We start from the raw sequence: 14,181 nt of genomic DNA, 5'->3' as shown, positions 1-14,181 counted from the left end.
GGACTCAGCGTCCTAGGAAGAACAGGGACAGGAAAACCTGCTGACCAGGCCGTGCGAAGTGGGTATCGTCGACTCCAGCCGGAACACTCCGCCCGAGAGCAGAGGAGAGTTATGCAGTATCGCACACTAGGTAACAGCGGGGCAGTGGTATCGAACTACGCGCTCGGAACAATGACGTTTGGAGCCGAAGCCACGGAGGAAACGTCACACGCCATCCTGGACAACTATGTTGCCGCGGGCGGCAACTTCATCGACACAGCCGACGTTTACAGTGCCGGCACGTCGGAGGAAATCATCGGACGATGGCTTTCGCGCCGGCCGGAGCAACGCGACCTGGTTGTTTTGGCCACCAAGGGACGCTTCCCCATGGGCAAGGCGCCGAACGACGTGGGCACATCCCGCCGCCACCTGACCAAGGCCTTGGACGATTCCCTCCGCCGCCTCGGAGTGGAGCAGATTGATCTCTATCAAATGCATGCGTGGGACCCCCTCACCCCACTGGAAGAGACCCTTCGTTTCCTGCATGACGCTGTCAGTAGCGGCAAGATCGCCTACTACGGATTCTCGAACTTCCTCGGATGGCAATTGACCAAGGCTGTCCACGTGGCCAGGGCCCATGGCTGGAACGCGCCCGTAACCCTCCAACCGCAGTACAGCCTGCTGGTTCGCGGGATCGAGAGTGAGATCGTGCCGGCGTCCCTCGATGCGAAGATAGGCCTGCTTCCGTGGTCTCCGCTTGGTGGCGGCTGGCTGTCCGGGAAGTACAAGCGCGATGAGCCGCCTGTTGGCGCGACCCGGTTGGGGGAGAACCCCACACGGGGCATGGAAGCATGGCAGGCCCGCAACGATGACCCGCGCACGTGGGACATTGTTGGAGTCGTAGGACAGATTGCCGCTGACCACGGCGTGAGCGCCTCGCAGGTCGCGCTGGCTTGGTTGGTGGATAGGCCAGCCGTGACGTCCGTGATCCTGGGTGCCCGTACTGTTGACCAATTGATGGACAACCTTGCCGCTGCTGACCTTGAACTCACGTCCGACGAAACTGAGCGTCTGACCCATGCCAGCCAGCCGCGCGTCGGGGTTTATCCCTACGGGCCCATGGCCGATGAACAGCGCAGCCGGAAGATCGAAGGCGGCAGGTAACGGCGGGGTCGGGAGTGATCGCACCGACCAGGACGTCATATTCGATGTAGCTCAGAGTGTCGTTGTTTATTCCGCATCAGCTCCTGCGGCGGATGTGTTCCCCTTATATGTGGCGGCCAGTTCCCGCTTGAGGATCTTGCCGCTGGGGCCAAGAGGCAGTTCCGGCAGAAGTTCGATAATGCGCGGGTATTTGTAGGCAGCCAGTCGATCCTTGGCGAAGCTGATCAGTTCTTCTGCAGTGGTGGTGCTGTTGGGGGTCCGCACAATTGCGGCGGCTATTTCCTGCCCCTGCATCTCATGCGGAACACCGAAGACAGCGGCGCTGACGACATCGGGATGTTGGCTCAGGATCTCTTCAATCTCGCGTGGGTAGACGTTGTAGCCATTGCGGATGATCATGTCCTTGGTGCGGTCCAGTATCCGCAGGTAACCGTCGTCGTCCTTGATGCCAAGGTCTCCAGTGCGGAACCAGCCATCCACCACCGCTTCAGCCGTAGCGTCTGGCCGGTTCAGGTAACCCTTGAAAAGATTGTGCCCGCGGACCACGAGTTCTCCGAGTTCGCCCCGGGGCAGGAATTCGATGCTGTCGATGATCTCGGGGCGGGCGATCTCGATTTCCACGCCCCATATGGGAGTGCCGATGGTCCCTGGTCGCGGACTTACGCCCACGTGGTTAAAGCTGGCCACAGGAGAGGTTTCGGTCAAGCCGTAGCCCTCGTAGATTTGGGCCCCGAACGCTTCACGGAATTTCTCCAGTACGGCGACCGGAAGTGACGAACCGCCCGAGATTCCGTAGCGCAGCGCTTCAGGGCGTCCCGGGTTGGCCTTGGCCGCCTCCAGCAGGGCAACGTACATGGTTGGCACGCCAAAGAAGACCGTGATCTCGTGTTTGTGCACCAGATCCAACGCAGCGGGCCCGGTGAACCTCGGGCACATGATGATCGTGGCACCGGCACGCAGGCCGGCGTTGAGCACGCAGGTCTGGCCGAAGGTGTGGAAGAGGGGAAGGCCACCGAAGATCTTGTCGCCCGCCCGGAGGTCGAAGGTGTCCGACAGTAGCACGTTGACCTGTTCCATCAGGGCGAAGTGCGTGCCGAGGGCACCTTTCGGTTTCCCTGTGGTTCCGGAGGTATAAAGGATGGTCGCGGTGTCCTGTGGCCTACGCGGAACGTACCCTCGAATCGGCTCCGCGGCGGCGGCTTCGGCTTCCAGCCGCGGGGTGCCGTCGGCGGCGTCTGTCGCCATCACCGTCAGCACGTCGACGTCGGCTCCCGCCGCCCCCGGGACGCCCTCGGTCATCAGCGGTGCAGCACAGATCAGCAGCTTGGCTCCGCTGTCACGCAAGGCGTACTCAATTTCACGCGCCTTAAGAAGCGCATGGACGGGAACCACGATTCCGCCAAGGGCCAGGACCGCATAATAGGCGCGGGCGAAGTCGGCAACGTTGGGGATGAGGAGCGCAACGGGGTCTCCCGGTCCTATGCCCCGGGCACGCAGGGCCCCGGCATAGGACAGTGTTTCTTTCCAGAGTTGTCCGTAGGTTGTTTCCTCGTCTTCCACGATAATCGCGACGGACTCAGGGTGGCGGGCGGCGGACTCGGCCAGTATGGCTGCAACAGTAATGGTGCCGAAGCCGTCATTGGCTGGCGTGTTTGTCATGGTCGTGTCCTTGCTTGATGAAGGTGGCCGCTGGTTATGCCTTGAGGATCAGGGGAGGAATCGTTGGGCATGCCCGTGAATCTAACACGTGAGGAGCTGGGTTGCTCAGCCGATGGGCCACCAGTCCGGAAGAAGCTCGCGCAGGTCGTCGAGGAATTCGTCCACGGGCCGCGGCGGGGTTTCCAGGAGGCGCGACTCCAAGGCGCCCACCACGCCGTAGGCGATGTACCGGGCAACCATGGATGGTGGGACTTCGCGGCCGCCCGGTGCCGGTATTTCGATGGCACGACGGGCGAGCAGCAGGCGGACAGATGCCTCAAAGTGGGATCCCAGCATCGCGTGCAGCGCTCCGGTGCCCGAGTCGGTAACCAGGCCCCGGCGGTAGACGTCGCGGTGCCGGTCCACGTGCCTGGCAACATCGGCGGTGACTGCGACGATGGCCGGGCCAATGTCTCCCGGCCCGCTGAGGTGGGTTTCGCGGAGGGTGTCCAGCTCTTCGGACAGAACCTGCCGGAGAAGCGCTGCGGGAGAGGCGGCGTGCTGGTAGAACGTTGATCTGTTGACCCCGGCGGTGGCGGCGACCTGCCCCGCGGACAGTGTTCCGGCGTCGTGCCCGGCCGCGAGGTCAAGGATGGCCGAAGAAAGCTTTTCCCGGCTACGCAGGGCCCGGGGGTCACTGGAAGCTGTCTCGGCGGACTGTTTCGGTTCCAGCATTATTCAGGTCACACTCCTCCGTGATCTTGCCCTCCGGCGGTGGAAATTCGGACGACTCAAGCGTACCGTTCTAACTATCCAACAGATGTCGGATAGTTGCGCCGATTCATCGCACCGAAGGCCGTCGGCGGCGGATTTGCAGTCCCTTGATAGACGCAACAAAGAGACGCGACACAGACAAGAAGGACATTAGATGCGTGCGATCGTATTCAAAGAATGGAAGCAGTTCCCCGTACTGGAGGACGTGGCCCGGCCCGTACCAGGGCCAGGCGAAGTGCTGTTGAAGGTAGCGGGCGCAGGTGCTTGCCATTCGGACGTCAGTATTTTCCAGGACTTCACCGCCGAGGTCCCGGGGAATATCACCAAGGGCTTTGTGCTGGGGCACGAGAACTCGGGCTGGGTCGAGGAGTTGGGTGCCGGTGTTGAGGGTATCGAGGTAGGTGACGCGTATCTGGTCTACGGGCCCATCGGTTGTGGGCATTGCAAGGCGTGCTCCCGCGGGCAGGACACTTACTGCGAGAACGCTGCGACCAACCCATACCTTGGCATAGGTTTGGGTCGCGACGGCGGAATGGCGGAATACGTCACGGTTCCCGTCCGCAACCTGATCCCGCTTGGAGATGCAGACCCCATCGCTGCGGCACCGCTTGCAGATGCAGCGCTGACCCCGTACCACGCCATTAAGAAGGCGCTGCCACACCTGAATGGAGGTGGCCGGTTCGCGCTGGTGGTGGGGCTGGGAGGCTTGGGTCAGATCGCCGTCCAGATCCTCCGGGCACTGACTGGCGCAACCATCATTGCCACCGATATGAAGCCCGAAGCGATGACCAAGGCCGAGGCGGCGGGGGCCTTGACGGTTCCAGGCGGTCCCGACCAGATTTCCCGGATCCGTGAAATCACCGGCGGACGCGGCGTGGACGCTGCGTTCGACTTTGTCGGGGTGACCCCGACGATCGCCACAGCCACCGGTTCCATGGCCCAGGGTGGCCGGTTGACCGTCGTCGGAATTGCCGGCGGCCTGCATGAGTGGACTTTCTTCAACACGCCTTATGAATCCACCATCACCAACACGTATTGGGGCACCATCGAGGAACTCCATGAAGTAGTGGATATGTACCGTGCGGGGCAGATCGTCCCCGAAGTAGAAACCTTCAGCCTCGAGGACGGTCTCTCGGCCTACCGCAAACTCGCCGACGGGCAGCTGAGCGCCCGGGCGGTAGTAGTCCCGCACCAGTAGTAGTCCCGAGCCGGCACGGTTGGGGACCCCGCTCCTTCTTGGTAATGTTGAAAGCCCCTTCCGGGGGGCTTTCCGCACATTCCAGCGCGGCTTTGGGGGACTTATCATAAGTATGCTTATGATATTGAGTAGGAGGGATCCTGACCGGCATGGTCGGGATTCTTATTTCCCTGTTGCGGAGAGTAGTCCATGTTCAACTTCCGGTCACTGGCCCGCATCGCCTCGGTTTTGACCACGCCGCTGGCCCCGGAAGACGTCCTGGCGTTGTTCAACCCGGTCTACTCATCGCGCCAGTTGCGCGGGGTCGTCACCAGAGTGGTTCAGGAAACTGCGCAGTCAGTCACCATTTTCTTCCGTCCCGGCCGTGGCTGGCACGCCCACCTCGCGGGCCAGTGGGCGAGGATCGGCGTAGAGCTCAATGGGGTGCGGCACTGGCGATCATATTCCCTGAGCGCGCCGGCCGGTCAGGACCCAGCCATCACTGTCACGGACGTGGGGTCGGTGTCCCGTGTTCTGGTTCGTGAGACCAAGGTTGGTGACATCCTTTTCCTGGCCCCGCCACAAGGCGACTTCGTCTTGCCTGAGCATCCGCGTTCCCTGCTCATGCTTACTGCCGGAAGCGGCATCACTCCCGTCATGTCGATGATTCGGACCCTCGTCCCCGGACGACCCGACGCCGACGTTGTCCTGATTCATTCCTCCCGCGGGGAGGATGACAGTATTTTTCGAGAGGAACTGTTCGAGCTCGCTGATCAGTTTCCCAGTTTCCGCGTGGTGCAGTGGCAAACGGGTGGCCGTGGACGCCTGAGCTTGGCGACTCCGGCTGAACTTGAGCGCATTTGCCCTGACTGGCAGGACAGAACCGCCTACGCCTGCGGCCCTGAGAGCTTTCTGGACGATGCCGAAGCCCTCTGGAACCAGGCAGCACAGGAAGCTACAGCGGGCTCGCTGACCATTGAGCGGTTCCATGTCGAGCTCAAAGGGCGGGACGGAAGTGAGGGCGGCTTGGTCATCTTTGAAACATCGGACCGCGAGGTCATGGCCGACGGCGGCGTGCCCCTCCTTGACGTCGGGGAGGATGCGGGCATCCTCATGCCCAGTGGCTGCCGCATGGGGATTTGCCATAGCTGTCTCACTCCGCTGCTTTCCGGCAGCGTCCGCGACCTGCGTACCGGTGAGGTGCGTGGCGAACCGGGTGAACTCATCCAAACCTGTGTCTCGGCTGCCGCCGGGCCCGTCAATCTCAAGCTCTGAGGAGTACCACCGCATGTCAGTAGCTTCGGCCAAAAACCCCGCCACCGCCGTCGGGCTCAAAACGCGGCCCGGCGCCCTTGCCGAGGCGGGTCGACCCACGATGCGTCCTCCGGCGGCTGCGCACTTGAGTGACGAGCAAGTGGCCGAATTGGGACGCGAGCTCGACGCTATCCGCGACGGGATCCTGGCCAAGCGCGGCTCCAGCGATTCGGCCTACATCAGGCGCATGATCAAGATCCAGCGGGGTCTGGAAGTTTCCGGTCGGGCGGCGCTGCTCGTCAGCAGGAACAAGGGCGCGTGGGTCACTGGAACAGCCCTCCTAAGCGCGGCCAAGATCCTTGAAAACATGGAGCTGGGGCACAACATCCTCCATGGACAGTGGGACTGGATGCGCGATCCGGACATCCACTCCACCACCTGGGAATGGGACTTCGTCACCCCATCGCGCTCGTGGCAGCACACGCACAACGATCTTCACCACCGCTGGACCAACGTGATAGGCAAAGACCGCGACGTCGGGTACAACCTTCTGCGGATGGACCCTGATCAGGAATGGAAGCCCTTCAACCTGGGCAACCCCCTCTATAACGCCCTGCTGGCGCCCGTCTTCGAATGGGGTATCGCCATCTACGACCTGGAAATCCCCGAGTACAAGGAGGGCCTGAAGTCCAAAGAGGCGATGGTCAAGGACCTCAAGGCACTGGGTCGTAAGGCCGCCAAGCAGTTCGCGAAGGACTATGCGGCCACCCCCGCTTTGGCCATGCTCACGGGCTCCGGGAAGCAAGCCCTCTACGGCACCCTCGTGGCCAACGCCGTACGCAACGTCTGGGCCCACGCAGTCATTTTTTGTGGCCACTTCCCCGAAGGTACGGATACTTTTACCGAGGAAATGGTCGAAGGCGAAACCCGGGGCGACTGGTATGTACGTCAGATGATCGGATCCGCGAACATCTCAGGCCCGCGGTTTATGCATCTCATGACCGGAAACCTTTCACATCAGATCGAGCACCACCTCTTCCCGGACCTTCCCTCGAACAGGTACTCAGAGATTGCACCGAAGGTCCGCGAAATCTGCGATCGTTACGGCCTGAAGTACACCACGGGGCCGCTGTTGAAGCAGGTTGGCTCAGCGTGGGCCAAAGTCTTCAAGCTCGCTCTTCCGCCACAGCGTTAGAGCAGAATCGCTAGCTGCCCTGCATCCCTTCCATTGCCCAGGCGAGGAGGGTTAGTTCGAATTCGTGAGGCTCTAGCGCGTCGTGCACGTAGGCATCCAATTCCACGGGGGTGGCATTGCCGCCTTCCGCCCAGTATTTGATCCATAACTGTTCAAGCGTGATGGCCTCTCGTTGGAGAAGGTTTCGAGCTGATTGTCGTGGGTCCATTGCAGCTGTCCCGTTGTTGTCGGGGGCCTCCTTCAGAGCTTGATGCGCAGGCTCCTTACTATTCACCGTAAACTCTGCTCCCCAAGACGGGCAAATGCCACTGGCTATTTCGGTGCTTCAGCCGTTGACGTAGCCCATATGCGTGGCGTTGTAGCGATCGCCATGCACTCCTACATTGCGGGCTAGGGCATTGAGGGCGGCAACCTCGTCGGCAGTGAGCGCCACGCGGGTAGCTTGGGCGTTCTCCTTAATGCGTGCGGTACGTCGAGTGCCCGGAATGGGGACGATCCATGGCTGCTGGGCGAGAAGCCATGCAAGCGCGATTTGGGCAGGAACCGCATCCTTCGCCGCAGCGAGTTCGATGACGTGTGCAACAAGAGCCTGATTGGCGGTCAGATTTTCGTCATTGAAACGCGGGACAAGGTTGCGGATGTCGCCCTCGGCGAAGGTGGTGTCCGCGGTAACCGTACCGGTGAGGAAGCCCTTACCCAAGGGGCTGAAGGGAACAAGGCCTATACCGAGTTCGGCAAGGGTTGGAAGTATTTCGGCCTCGGGGTCGCGCGTCCACAGCGAGTACTCACTTTGTAGGGCAGCGACGGGCTGCACGGCGTGGGCCCGTCGGATTGTGGCGGCGGAAGCCTCGGATAGTCCGAAGTGTCGTACTTTGCCCTCCGAGATCAGATCCCGGACGGTGCCGGCGACATCCTCGATGGGCACTTCGGGGTCGACCCGGTGCTGATAGAACAGGTCGATGGCGTCGGTACGGAGCCGCTTGAGGGATTCTTCGGCGACTCGGCGGATCTGTTCCGGGCGGCTGTTCAGCCCGATGCTTTCGCCGTTTTGGATGTCCCAGCCAAACTTGGTGGCGATCACCACCTGGTCGCGGATCGGTTCCAGTGCCTCGCCGACAAGTTCCTCATTCACATAGGGGCCGTATACCTCGGCCGTATCGAAAAAGGTGACGCCATGGTCGACGGCTGAACGGAGCACGCTGACCATTTCATCGCGGCTGCCGGGGTTGGGCCCGTAACTTTGGGACATGCCCATGGCACCTAGGCCGATGGCCGATACCTCAAGTCCCTGTCCGAGAGTTCTTGTATGCATGCTGGTGCCTCCATTGTGCTGTTGAATGCGGTGGTGTCTTCGTTTGGAACGTGTTCGTGCCGACCAGGGAGATCCAAGGTGCGGGACGACGGAAGTTGCCCTTACGGTTGCGTCCCCCTGGGCGAGTCGACGTGCGGCACTATCGGCCCGGCGTCGTTCTGTTGTTGGAGCGTGGCGGCCCAACTGGCGAGGAGCCGTAGGCGTTCCTCGCTGGCAGAGCCAGGTTCGGCTGTGTAGATGAGCATTGACAGGCCCGGCTCTGCGGTTAGCTCCAGGCCTTCATATGTCAGCGTGAGTTCGCCTACCTCATGGTGGTGGAAGCTCTTGGTGCCGGATCCATGCCGCCTGACATTGTGAGACCCCCACCGGATCCCAAACTCTGCACTTCGGGTGGAAAGCTGCCCAACCAGGTCGTGAAGCCGTTTGTCCTCCGGGTCGCGTCCCGCCTCAGTTCGCAGGATTGAGACGGTGACGTTTGCGGCTGCGTCCCAGCCCGGATAGAAATCCTTGGCCCGTTCGTCGAGGAAACAGAACCGCGCCAGGTTGCCCTGCCCTGGACCGTCGAACACGTGATCGTAGAACGCCCGTCCCAGCGCGTTGGTGGCGAGGATGTCCATCCGGCCGTTACGCACGAATGCCGGCCCTTCCGTTATCACGGCGAGGACGCGTGTCAGGCTTTCCCTCGCCACCCAATTCTGCGACTTGCGCTTGCGCACGGCGCGGACAGCGCCGTTGGCGATACGTGAAAGGTCGAAGAGGTGTTCGCGTTCAGCGTCGTCCAGTTGGAGGGCCACCGCAAGTGCATCGAGAACAGCATCCGAGACCCCGGAGAGATTCCCGCGCTCAATCTTGGCGTAGTACTCGACGCTTACAGCGGCGAGGGCTGCTACCTCGTTTCTTCTGAGACCCGTGACGCGGCGGTTCCCGGAAACTGCCAGCCCGGCCTGCTGGGGGGTTACCCTCGCACGGCGGGACATGAGAAATTCTCGAACTTCATTCCGGTTGTCCACGTTCCCAAGGCTACGACGTCCACGCGTTGCGAGGGATGCCCTGTTGGTACGCCCCTCAGCGGTGACTCCCATAACTGGCGTCGTTGAGGTCCTATGGAATCTCAACACCCGCAGGGCATGCGGCCGCTGGCCGGTACACGCCCAACTGGCGAGGGAACCTATACACGAAAGGAAAAAGACATGGCGAAGGACCCACGTGCAGGATGGACCGGCGGGCAAAACGCGTTCGGTGACTTTGCGCCCGGAATGGTCCACTACACCGACAAGGTGCTGTTCGACGAAGTATGGGAACGCGCGGGCTTGTCCAAGAGAGACCGTAGCCTGATCACCGTCGCTGCATTAACGGCTACGGGAAAAGCCGATCAACTGACGTTTCACCTCGACTATGCACGCCAAAACGGGGTAACCGAAGAAGAATTGAAGGAAGTCATCCTCCACCTCGCCTTCTACACGGGCTGGCCCAACGGAATGAGCGCGATGACCGTGGCCAAGAAGGTCTTCACCAAGGAGAAGTAGGGTGGATCTCCATTTCCCGCTGCCCGTCCGGTTGCGTTCCGTTGGGCGGCGCCCCCCTGGGAGTCCAAGCGCTTCCGCTCCGAAGCCGCTGCTGAAGCCGAAGCCGTTGCCGGCGTCGCTGCGCTGTTGCGGCTGACTCTGCTTGACAGGGCCAGGTTGGGGACCACGAAGGGCCCGGAATGCCGAAACCGGTGGCCTCAACCACCTGCAGCAGCGGGCCTGAGGAACTGTTGAGTTCGGCTGCCGGCAACGCAATGGAAGATGCCATTCCGATAAGGACATAAACGACGCCGGCAGTCAGCAGGGTGCCGAAAAGGGCTTTCGGGTACACGCGGTTGACGCCTCGAACCTCTTCGGCGACGTGGGCTGAAGTCTCGAATCCAACGAAGGATCAATAGGCGGCGGAGATGCGGCCAGGATTCCAGCCCCCGGCGAGACTTCCGGATTGAATAGCTGTCATGACCACGTTGGCGCGAACGGACTTTTTGACGCCGCGGGCGTTCAGCAAACCGACCTGTAGCAGGAAAGCCAAAAGTTGTCGGCGCCGGCGGTGGGTCCAGGAAGGGTTTGAGGTAATCGCCGACGAAAGCCAAGCTCAGCCCCGCGGCGCTGGTCACGCCGGCGCCCACGAGCGCATATATTCCTGCTCCCAGGACGTCGCCCAGTATCGAAGCAAGGCCCGCTTTGTGATGTAGTGAACATCACCCTAGGATTAGTAAGCAAGCTTAGCTTCCGGGTTAAGGCAGCGAATCAAAAGGAGAACAAATCGTGCCAGTTGAGGACAATACCGTGATTCCCGGCGCTCCCTCCAGTGAGCCTCCCACAGTCGACGAGCCGACGACCCCACGTGAGCCATTGCCCCCTAAGCCCGATCAGCAAGCACCGGAGGCGGTTTCCCCGACGGGAAGCCCCACCGGTGCGCCGGTGAACTCCCGGGCGCAATCGGGCCAGTACCTGACAACCGCCCAAGGGCTCCGGCTGGGGGACACTGATCATTCCCTGCGGGCGGGCACCCGCGGACCTGTTCTGCTTCAGGACCACCACTTGCGGGAAAAGATCACCCACTTTGATCACGAGCGCATCCCGGAGCGCGTTGTCCACGCCCGGGGCGCGGGCGCACACGGCGTGTTCCGTTCCTACGGAACGGCATCGAAGATCACGAAGGCAGGGTTCCTGGCGGCCGACGTCGAAACTCCGGTTTTCGTCCGCTTCTCCACCGTTTTGGGCTCCCGGGGTTCGGCGGATGCGGTACGGGACACCCGTGGCTTTTCCACCAAGTTCTACACTGATGAAGGCACCTACGACCTTGTCGGGAACAACATTCCCGTTTTCTTCATCCAGGATGGCATCAAGTTCCCTGACGTCATCCACGCTGCCAAGCCACACCCTGATCGGGAAATACCCCAGGCCCAGAGCGCCCATGACACGTTCTGGGACTTCGTCTCACTGCATACCGAGGCCCAGGCGCACACGATGTGGAACATGTCCGACCGCGGCATTCCCCGCTCGTACCGGACCATGGAAGGCTTCGGCGTGCATACCTTCCGGCTGGTGGCCGCGGACGGGAGCACCACATTGGTGAAATTCCACTGGAAGCCCAAACAGGGCGTGCACTCGCTTGTCTGGGAGGAAGCCCAGATCATCAACGGCATGGACCCGGATTTCCACCGCCGTGACCTTGCCGACGCCATTGAGTCGGGCGCCTACCCGCAATGGGAGCTTGGCATCCAGACCTTCCCGGACACTGAGGACCAGATGTTCGAGGGCATCGATCTGCTGGATCCGACCAAGTTCATTCCCGAAGAACTTGCGCCTGTCCAGCCGATTGGGCTGATGACGTTGAACGCAAATCCGACGAACTTCTTCGCAGAGACCGAACAGGTAGCCTTCCACCCGGGACATCTGGTCCCTGGCATTGACGTCACCAATGACCCGCTCCTTCAGGTCCGGCTGTTCTCCTACCTCGATACCCAGATTTCTCGGCTGGGCGGCCCGAACTTCGCGCAGATTCCCATCAACCGGCCGCATGCACCCGTCAACGACATGCTTCGCGACGGGATGCACCAGACGGCGGTACACAGTGGGGTCGCCCCGTACCATCCAAACTCCCTCGACGGCGGTTGCCCCTTTATGGCCGGACAGGACGTTGGAGCGTTCGTGGATGTTCCCGAGGCCCTTGCGGAGTCCATTAAGGAACGGCGCAACCCGGCTTCGTTCGACGACCACTTCAGCCAGGCCCGACTGTTCTTCCGGAGCATGACCCCGGTGGAGCAGGACCACATTGTGCAGGCGTACACGTTCGAGCTCGGCAAGTGCTACGAATCCAACGTCAGGGAACGGCAACTCATGGCCCTGGCCAACATCGACGCCGGGCTTTGCGCCGCCGTCGCCCGTGGACTGGGTATGCCGGTTCCCGGGGCCACGGTCCAGGTCCCCGATTCCGAACCGAGCGCGGCCTTGTCGCAGATCGGCGGGACGTGGCCGGCTGCGGGCCGCGTAGTGGGGATTATTGCTGACGACAGCAGCGACCTGTCCCAGGTTGCCGCTGCACGCGAAGCCCTGGATGCCGAAGGCATCACGCCCTTGGTTGTTGCACCGGTTGGCGGGTTCCTGGGCGCGGAGCACGGCGCCGCCGTCGCCGTCCAGCGGACCTACCTCACCGCCCGATCCACAGAGTTCGACGCCGTTATCGTCGCGGGAAGCGGGGCTCCGGCGCCGGACGCAGCAGCGGGAAGGGACGCCAAGGCCGGCGCACCCTCACCCGGTCTTGATCCCCGGGTAGTCCTTCTGCTCACGGAAGCGTTCCGCCATGCCAAGGCCATCGCGGCGTGGGGAACCGGTGCGACGGCTCTGGAGGCGGCCGGTATCCCTGCAGACGGTACCGGGGTCGTGGTCGGCGACGCGCCGGACGCCGTGCTTACTCCAGTCCAGGAACTGCTGGCCGCCCACCGGGTGTGGGAACGATTCCCTGCAGCAGGACCGAGCAGCAGCGAGGCCTGACAGGGACGCGGGATCAGGGCAACCGCATGACATGATCTGCACGGCGGGCCGGCATCAATTCCGATACCGGACCGCCGTGCAGTGTGCCCGCGGCGGCCGCCGAATAGTGCTTCGCGAGGGCACGCGGGTTTCCTGACCGGCGTGCTTTACGCGGCCTTTATGCTTGGGTCATGTCTACTGATGAAGAAAAAGACCCACCTGTACCCGCCGACGTGGAGGGCAAGATTCCGAAAAAAATACATGACGGCCCAAACGATGACAAAGCACCGGACCACAAGCCCAAGGAGGAGGACTAGCGTTCTCGTCAGGAACGGTTTCCAGGGGGTCGAAGGAGATTGATGGCGGCGGCAGAAGCTTCGCAAACGCCCGGCAAGTGGGAAGTGTTCCACCAGAAATTCGTGGTCGAGGAGCGTTACATGGAGCCCCGCGCCAGAAAGGCGCTCTACTCAACAGCCGCGATGTTGGCACTCCTTGGCGTGACGCTCTTTGTGGTGACACTCATGGGCGTGCTGCAGAAGAATGGGCTCGCACTGGACGACGCAGCGGCTGAAAGTTGGCTCCTCGGGATTCGTTCAGAGCCGCTGACGGTGGTGATGATTGTTGTCGCAGTCATTTTCGGGCCAATAGGGTTGCCGGTCATTGTTTTGGTTGTCACAGTTGTTTGGGGATTGCTCGCCAAGCACGCATGGCGGCCCATGCTCCTTGCCGCCGCTATGCTCACCGGGGTGGGTTTGGCGCAGATCATCGGGCGCGTGGTCGGCCGGCAGCGGCCACCTGTGGACCTCATGCTTTTCGGCGCTGACACGACGTTCTCCTTTCCGTCCGGGCACGTCCTTGGCGCGTCGGACTTCCTGCTTGTCCTGACGTTCCTTGTCTTCTCCCGGCATCGAAACCCAAAAATCGCCGTCGTCAGCTTTCTCTGTGCCGTCTTTGGTGTTGTCTTTGCGGCCGTCAGCCGGATATACCTCGGTTATCACTGGCTCACCGACGCGGTTGCGTCGGTGTCACTGTCGCTGGTGGTGCTCGGGGCGGTCATCGCCGTGGATACTTGGCGCACGGCCCGCATCCCGGGAGAAGTAGTGACAGGGGAATTAGCAAGCCAGGATCCCTAGTGTCACCGGTCATGAGGCCGTTGCGGATTAATGCGGGTGGACCAGCGCCA

13 protein-coding genes are annotated in these 14,181 nt (G+C 61.9%); 8 read left to right on the top strand and 5 right to left on the bottom strand.

What is annotated here, in order from left to right; all coding sequences use genetic code 11:
• Positions 1 to 111: 111 nt before the first annotated feature.
• On the top strand, positions 112 to 1,143 hold the full coding sequence (locus tag NEK97_RS02190) for an aldo/keto reductase (protein ID WP_257368225.1): 1,032 nt from the start codon (positions 112 to 114) through the stop codon (positions 1,141 to 1,143).
• A gap of 66 nt (positions 1,144 to 1,209) precedes the next feature.
• On the opposite strand, the gene NEK97_RS02185 is transcribed toward NEK97_RS02190, so the two are convergent.
• Positions 1,210 to 2,802 carry a long-chain fatty acid--CoA ligase gene (locus NEK97_RS02185; protein ID WP_257368224.1) on the bottom strand — a complete coding sequence of 531 codons (1,593 nt, stop codon included), beginning with the start codon at positions 2,800 to 2,802 and terminating at the stop codon, positions 1,210 to 1,212.
• A 105-nt stretch (positions 2,803 to 2,907) separates the two neighbouring features.
• Positions 2,908 to 3,516, bottom strand: coding sequence for a TetR/AcrR family transcriptional regulator (locus tag NEK97_RS02180; RefSeq protein ID WP_257368223.1), 609 nt, complete (start codon positions 3,514 to 3,516; stop codon positions 2,908 to 2,910).
• Positions 3,517 to 3,709: 193 nt separating this feature from the next.
• Here NEK97_RS02180 and NEK97_RS02175 point away from each other — a divergent pair, with 193 nt between their 5' ends.
• The 3 genes from NEK97_RS02175 to NEK97_RS02165 all read left to right on the top strand — a co-directional run bounded on the left by NEK97_RS02175 (position 3,710) and on the right by NEK97_RS02165 (position 7,181).
• Entirely contained in the window at positions 3,710 to 4,753 is a 1,044-nt protein-coding gene (locus NEK97_RS02175; RefSeq protein ID WP_257368222.1) for an NAD(P)-dependent alcohol dehydrogenase, read from the top strand.
• A 189-nt stretch (positions 4,754 to 4,942) separates the two neighbouring features.
• Positions 4,943 to 6,007 carry a ferredoxin reductase gene (locus NEK97_RS02170; RefSeq protein ID WP_257368221.1) on the top strand — a complete coding sequence of 355 codons (1,065 nt, stop codon included), beginning with the start codon at positions 4,943 to 4,945 and terminating at the stop codon, positions 6,005 to 6,007.
• Positions 6,008 to 6,020: 13 nt separating this feature from the next.
• The gene (locus NEK97_RS02165) at positions 6,021 to 7,181 is read left to right on the top strand and encodes an acyl-CoA desaturase (RefSeq protein WP_257368220.1); all 1,161 of its coding nucleotides are present in this window, start codon (positions 6,021 to 6,023) and stop codon (positions 7,179 to 7,181) included.
• Between the two features lie 325 nt (positions 7,182 to 7,506).
• On the opposite strand, the gene NEK97_RS02160 is transcribed toward NEK97_RS02165, so the two are convergent.
• Both NEK97_RS02160 and NEK97_RS02155 read right to left on the bottom strand, forming a co-directional pair.
• On the bottom strand, positions 7,507 to 8,493 hold the full coding sequence (locus NEK97_RS02160; protein WP_257368219.1) for an aldo/keto reductase: 987 nt from the start codon (positions 8,491 to 8,493) through the stop codon (positions 7,507 to 7,509).
• A 101-nt stretch (positions 8,494 to 8,594) separates the two neighbouring features.
• The gene (locus NEK97_RS02155; RefSeq protein ID WP_257368218.1) at positions 8,595 to 9,503 is read right to left on the bottom strand and encodes a helix-turn-helix transcriptional regulator; all 909 of its coding nucleotides are present in this window, start codon (positions 9,501 to 9,503) and stop codon (positions 8,595 to 8,597) included.
• Positions 9,504 to 9,683: 180 nt separating this feature from the next.
• Here NEK97_RS02155 and NEK97_RS02150 point away from each other — a divergent pair, with 180 nt between their 5' ends.
• Positions 9,684 to 10,019: a carboxymuconolactone decarboxylase family protein gene (locus NEK97_RS02150; RefSeq protein ID WP_235521639.1), complete on the top strand. Its 336-nt coding sequence runs from the start codon at positions 9,684 to 9,686 to the stop codon at positions 10,017 to 10,019.
• Here the strand turns inward: NEK97_RS02150 and NEK97_RS02145 are convergent.
• Positions 10,003 to 10,350 carry a hypothetical protein gene (locus NEK97_RS02145; protein ID WP_257368217.1) on the bottom strand — a complete coding sequence of 116 codons (348 nt, stop codon included), beginning with the start codon at positions 10,348 to 10,350 and terminating at the stop codon, positions 10,003 to 10,005. The two genes, NEK97_RS02150 and NEK97_RS02145, sit on opposite strands and share 17 nt — an antisense overlap.
• 437 nt (positions 10,351 to 10,787) lie before the next feature.
• Between NEK97_RS02145 and NEK97_RS02140 the strand changes: the two genes are divergently transcribed.
• The 3 genes from NEK97_RS02140 (at position 10,788) to NEK97_RS02130 (ending at position 14,131) form a co-directional block, all read left to right on the top strand.
• Positions 10,788 to 13,019 (top strand): catalase, encoded by a 2,232-nt coding sequence (locus NEK97_RS02140; protein ID WP_257368216.1) that lies wholly within the window; start codon positions 10,788 to 10,790, stop codon positions 13,017 to 13,019.
• A 170-nt stretch (positions 13,020 to 13,189) separates the two neighbouring features.
• The gene (locus tag NEK97_RS02135; RefSeq protein WP_255774361.1) at positions 13,190 to 13,315 is read left to right on the top strand and encodes a hypothetical protein; all 126 of its coding nucleotides are present in this window, start codon (positions 13,190 to 13,192) and stop codon (positions 13,313 to 13,315) included.
• Between the two features lie 42 nt (positions 13,316 to 13,357).
• Positions 13,358 to 14,131 (top strand): phosphatase PAP2 family protein, encoded by a 774-nt coding sequence (locus NEK97_RS02130; RefSeq protein ID WP_257368215.1) that lies wholly within the window; start codon positions 13,358 to 13,360, stop codon positions 14,129 to 14,131.
• The last annotated feature ends 50 nt before the right edge of the window (positions 14,132 to 14,181 follow it).

It is taken from the genome of Paenarthrobacter sp. UW852 (genome assembly GCF_024608385.1).
Taxonomy (GTDB): Bacteria; Actinomycetota; Actinomycetes; order Actinomycetales; family Micrococcaceae; genus Arthrobacter.
This window is presented reverse-complemented; position numbering and strand designations above follow the sequence as displayed.

Bases quoted from the DNA above. Each gene is read 5' to 3' on its own strand.
- NEK97_RS02190 (WP_257368225.1), top strand. From the start codon at position 112: ATGCAGTATCGCACACTAGGTAACAGCGGGGCAGTGGTATCGAACTAC.
- NEK97_RS02185 (WP_257368224.1), bottom strand. From the start codon at position 2,802: ATGACAAACACGCCAGCCAATGACGGCTTCGGCACCATTACTGTTGCA.
- NEK97_RS02180 (WP_257368223.1), bottom strand. From the start codon at position 3,516: ATGCTGGAACCGAAACAGTCCGCCGAGACAGCTTCCAGTGACCCCCGG.
- NEK97_RS02175 (WP_257368222.1), top strand. From the start codon at position 3,710: ATGCGTGCGATCGTATTCAAAGAATGGAAGCAGTTCCCCGTACTGGAG.
- NEK97_RS02170 (WP_257368221.1), top strand. From the start codon at position 4,943: ATGTTCAACTTCCGGTCACTGGCCCGCATCGCCTCGGTTTTGACCACG.
- NEK97_RS02165 (WP_257368220.1), top strand. From the start codon at position 6,021: ATGTCAGTAGCTTCGGCCAAAAACCCCGCCACCGCCGTCGGGCTCAAA.
- NEK97_RS02160 (WP_257368219.1), bottom strand. From the start codon at position 8,493: ATGCATACAAGAACTCTCGGACAGGGACTTGAGGTATCGGCCATCGGC.
- NEK97_RS02150 (WP_235521639.1), top strand. From the start codon at position 9,684: ATGGCGAAGGACCCACGTGCAGGATGGACCGGCGGGCAAAACGCGTTC.
- NEK97_RS02135 (WP_255774361.1), top strand. From the start codon at position 13,190: ATGTCTACTGATGAAGAAAAAGACCCACCTGTACCCGCCGACGTGGAG.
- NEK97_RS02130 (WP_257368215.1), top strand. From the start codon at position 13,358: ATGGCGGCGGCAGAAGCTTCGCAAACGCCCGGCAAGTGGGAAGTGTTC.